This is a genomic window from Clostridium sp. AF36-4, assembly GCF_003435975.1.
Classification (GTDB): domain Bacteria; phylum Bacillota; class Clostridia; order Lachnospirales; family Lachnospiraceae; genus Eubacterium_F.
The window spans coordinates 1-3,912 of the sequence record NZ_QTVH01000053.1; the positions used below are offsets into that span (position 1 = coordinate 1).

The window sequence follows — 3,912 nt, forward strand, 5'->3', positions numbered from 1 at the left end:
GGAAAGGTCGGTACGGGAAAGCATGAGCCGCCCGCTTGCCGTGTCAACACCGTCCGGGTTCTCTGCCTCTAACGGGGAACCGGCAAGATAGTTCTCATAGACGCCACGAAAAGTATCTCCATAGGCTGCCTCCACTGCTGTCTGATATGTTTCTCCGGCAGCTTTACTGATGGTGCTGCAGGAGAAAACTGCCATACCGCACAAAACTGCTGTTGTAATTCCGTGAATCACTGCTCTTAAGTCTCTCATAAATTTAAACTCCTCTTCTTCCTGTTATGTCTTTTTTATTTCGGAACCTCGGCCGTTTCTGCCGCCTGCAGTTCCTCTTTCTTTACCACATCGGACCACTTCCGATTGTCCGAGGCTTTTCCTTTTGCCCGAATCATTACTAATCGATATCGACGCATATAAGCACGTCGTGGTCACAAGAAAGCCATCATTACTATCTATCGTATGTTTCTGACCGCTATCAGGCACACACTTACCGATTTAGATTCTGATAATCGTAACATCCCTACTTGAATGACTTAGAAATAATTTGTATTTTCCCAATAGTTTTTTTGATACTATTTACCTTTTAATTCCGTCCATTCCACTTTATCATTTATATTTTTCCAATTTATTTTATCTGAACCAATAGACAAAAACGGGCTTGTTAGTTTCTCCCATTTTCGCTTTGATAACTTAATATAGTCCTCACCATTGGAAAATAAACAAATATTTCTTTGATTCTTAGCAAAGGCACAAGAAAAAACTTCCTCTCCTTTATTATCTAGAACAATATATTCATAATATGTTTCACTTGATTCTGTTTTTCCAAGTATAGCTTTATTATTAAGGGGTCTTCTATACCGATCCCCTTCATACCATGTAATTAATTTCTTGCCCTCAACCGTATGAACGGAATACGAAATATCCGTCAATACATGGAGTTCTGGTATTCCATCGTTTGTCATATCAAACAAAGCATATCGAACTCCATTCCCCGTTTTATCAAGTTTATTAAAATTATTACAGTAATCTTTCAGAAAATAACTTTCCCCTTTCTTATTATTTGATCCAACCTCATTTTTTAAAAAAAGATTATACAGCCTTAGAATGTCACTTAATTCATTCATCTCTGTAATTGTATTATTTCTATCATCAGATATACTTTTCTGTAATTTCTTTTCTGCCAATGGCAACATAAGCATCAATGAAAAAATCACTCCCATAGCAAAAGAAATTAGTATCAACACTGTATACTTTTTTTTCATATCGTACATTACTCCTTTACTTTTTTACAGTTTTTTTCAATCAATCACAATTTGAACCATCATACTACTAAATGCTATTCTATTGTAAATTTTTTACTTTGAATCCATTTGATTTTATATTTCCCTTTTGACAGTTTTTTTCCAAAAAGTTTTTTGCACACTAGCTTCTCCACCTTACTGTCATTTTTTTTTATAAGATATAAACTTTTCGGTGTTTTTGAAATTTTCTTTATTTTTTTATACTTCCCATCCTTATACTTATACAGCGTAAAACTTTCCGAATATCGTGCTATATTTTCACTTTTATTAAAAATTTTTATTTTAATTGTCTTTGGTGTTGCAGAAATAATTTTCATGTATACATTTCTACTTTTAGATCTATTTACTTTAATATTTGGCGTTGATTCGCATGCAGTAGCATAACTAAACATACACATTTGAAAATTTACTATACAAACTGTTATTAGCAAGCACTTTTTGACTCCTTTTTTCATTTTAATCCTCCATTCCGAAGCGCAGCGGAGGAGGCACGAGCAAAAAGCAACGTAGCTGTTTTTGCTCTGTGCATCAATACTATTTGTGGCGCTTCAACACAAATAGTGGTGTGAAAAATAAGTGCATCGGCATTATTTTTCACACTATCACTCCTTCAAACTTCAATACAACAAATAAAAATTTAATACCTAAAACACACTTACTAAACACCTATTTCCTCACACAACCTTCCAATAAAGATTGCCACTTATTCCCTTTCTTACGCAATCATTAACTTTCAAATTATATTCTTCGTATTGTGTGATTTAATAAATAGTTATTTCTATATACTCCCTCCACAATTATAATGATTACGTCTTTTAGATATACGTCAGATAGTTCATACATTTAAATTTCTTATTGCAATATAAATGTATCTGAACGATTCAACTTCCCATCCTTTGTATCCCATAAAGTAACAATGTCATATGACAAATCAATATTAATAATTGTATCATTTTCAAATACTTTACTTACTTTATGCGTGGGAATATTTTCAACAAACAGTTCTTTTCCTTTCCGATATATCATCCAGGTTTCATCCCAATACGCCAGTTCCTTTCCCTCATAGGTATTGTCCAAATGAAGAGAATCCGTGTCCGGATCATATTGGAAAATCAAACTACGCTCTATGTCTTTTGTAAAATGCTGCAAAAGACCTCCCGACCGACTATAAACACGACAAATAACAACTAACTTGTCCTCCAATTGCCAGGAGGATACTTCAAAATTTTTCTTTGCCCCCATGAGTTTCCGCATTTGCTTTATGTACTTTTTAGATTGTACTTTCACATCCCAATCCAACCCCGAAGATTCTCTCCCGTCCACATAATTTAACCACTCCAAAACGTAATAAGTATCACAATATACCGTATCCGTATAATAATTTTGGGAGTGTTCGTAATCCTTTTTTTGACGAAACCATTCTTTCCCATCCACCGACAAACTCTCGCCAGTCATTGGCGTCCATTCCTCTATATTATTGTGTGCACTGTTCAGAAATTCTTCCTCATCCTGATAATGTGTTACCTCCATACGTGTTGCCTCCCACGCAAGCACTTTTTCGGATTCATCGCGACATTTGTAATAACCAAAAATGGTACTTCCGCTGGCATAAATCCAGTCGCAACAGCATTCCTTTGCTGCAATAATTTTTCCATTTACATCCATAACCAGTACATTTGTCTTGCCTCCCCATACATCCGAAATCTCCCTGCCAGACAGATAAAAATATTGATTGGAACTGGATATTTTATCGATAGCAAAGTTTTGTGATACATCGTCTAATTTTCTTGAGACATCACTGTTTTCCAATTTTATATAAGTACCATAATCTTCACTGCAATCATAAAGTACCGTATTCCCAATGCGGGCTGAACGTCCATTCTGAAGCACGCATATACTTTTTTCATCAGACGTAAATCCATCTGAAGTTCTAAGAGTACACCCTGACAATATCATCATAATAACAGATATCAAAAACAGATATAAATATTTATTTTTCATAAAACCTCTCATTCTGAGAACGTCTGCATTCGAGAAACCACACGAGAAAGCTGCGAATACGGCACTCTTGCCGCATTGCAGTTCTCCCGTGTCGGATTAAGGCTTATTTGTGACGTTCTCGGCACAAATAGCCGTGTGAAAAATAATCAAATCAGCATTATTTTTCAATCTAATTCCTCTTTCACTAATAGTTCCATTTTAAAGTCGCCTTGTTTCCTTCAACGTTCCACCTCTTTGATTTTTCAAGTCGTCTTTCCAATGCTTTTCGAGCATAAGCTTTTAATACAGATAGATCTGCTACACATCGGAATCCAATCTTTGAAGGATTGACATTATTTTGCATACCAGCATTAAATGTTGTAATCCACCATGAATGCCCCACTTTTTCTCCTTTGGATTTCGGCGGCCTATAGTTATTAATTAAATTTCCATTGTACCGCATCTCTAATTCTGTAAATATTTTTTTTACAAAAAAGTAATGTTTCGTACTTCCATAAGTGTTATAGAAACCCACTTCACATCCTGCCCCCAAATTCAAATAATCACCTTTCCATGCCCATATGACCGGAATTTTTTCGGGTGGTTGTCACCCTACCCGATTTTCCTTTCTTTTAAT

General features: G+C 35.4%; 7 protein-coding genes. All 7 read right to left on the reverse strand.

Features of this window, described 5'->3' with window-relative positions; genetic code table 11:
- The coding region (locus tag DW005_RS13400; RefSeq protein WP_147324451.1) for a hypothetical protein at nt 1–249 on the reverse strand (249 nt) is incomplete at its 3' end.
- A 35-nt stretch (nt 250–284) separates the two neighbouring features.
- A complete protein-coding gene (locus DW005_RS14380; protein WP_278286520.1) occupies nt 285–407 on the reverse strand; it encodes a hypothetical protein in 123 nt (40 codons plus the stop codon).
- Nucleotides 408–566: 159 nt separating this feature from the next.
- Entirely contained in the window at nt 567–1,256 is a 690-nt protein-coding gene (locus tag DW005_RS13410) for a hypothetical protein (RefSeq protein WP_117480176.1), read from the reverse strand.
- A gap of 74 nt (nt 1,257–1,330) precedes the next feature.
- Nucleotides 1,331–1,750: an immunoglobulin-like domain-containing protein gene (locus DW005_RS13415; protein ID WP_117480177.1), complete on the reverse strand. Its 420-nt coding sequence runs from the start codon at nt 1,748–1,750 to the stop codon at nt 1,331–1,333.
- Nucleotides 1,747–1,893, reverse strand: a complete 147-nt coding sequence (locus tag DW005_RS13950) for a hypothetical protein (protein ID WP_177387565.1) — start codon at nt 1,891–1,893, stop codon at nt 1,747–1,749. Before DW005_RS13950 ends, DW005_RS13415 begins: the two co-directional genes overlap by 4 nt.
- Nucleotides 1,894–2,147: 254 nt before the next feature.
- Nucleotides 2,148–3,296, reverse strand: a complete 1,149-nt coding sequence (locus DW005_RS13420; protein ID WP_117480178.1) for a hypothetical protein — start codon at nt 3,294–3,296, stop codon at nt 2,148–2,150.
- A gap of 184 nt (nt 3,297–3,480) precedes the next feature.
- Nucleotides 3,481–3,867: a DUF4474 domain-containing protein gene (locus DW005_RS13425; protein ID WP_117480179.1), complete on the reverse strand. Its 387-nt coding sequence runs from the start codon at nt 3,865–3,867 to the stop codon at nt 3,481–3,483.
- Between the last annotated feature and the right edge of the window lie 45 nt (nt 3,868–3,912).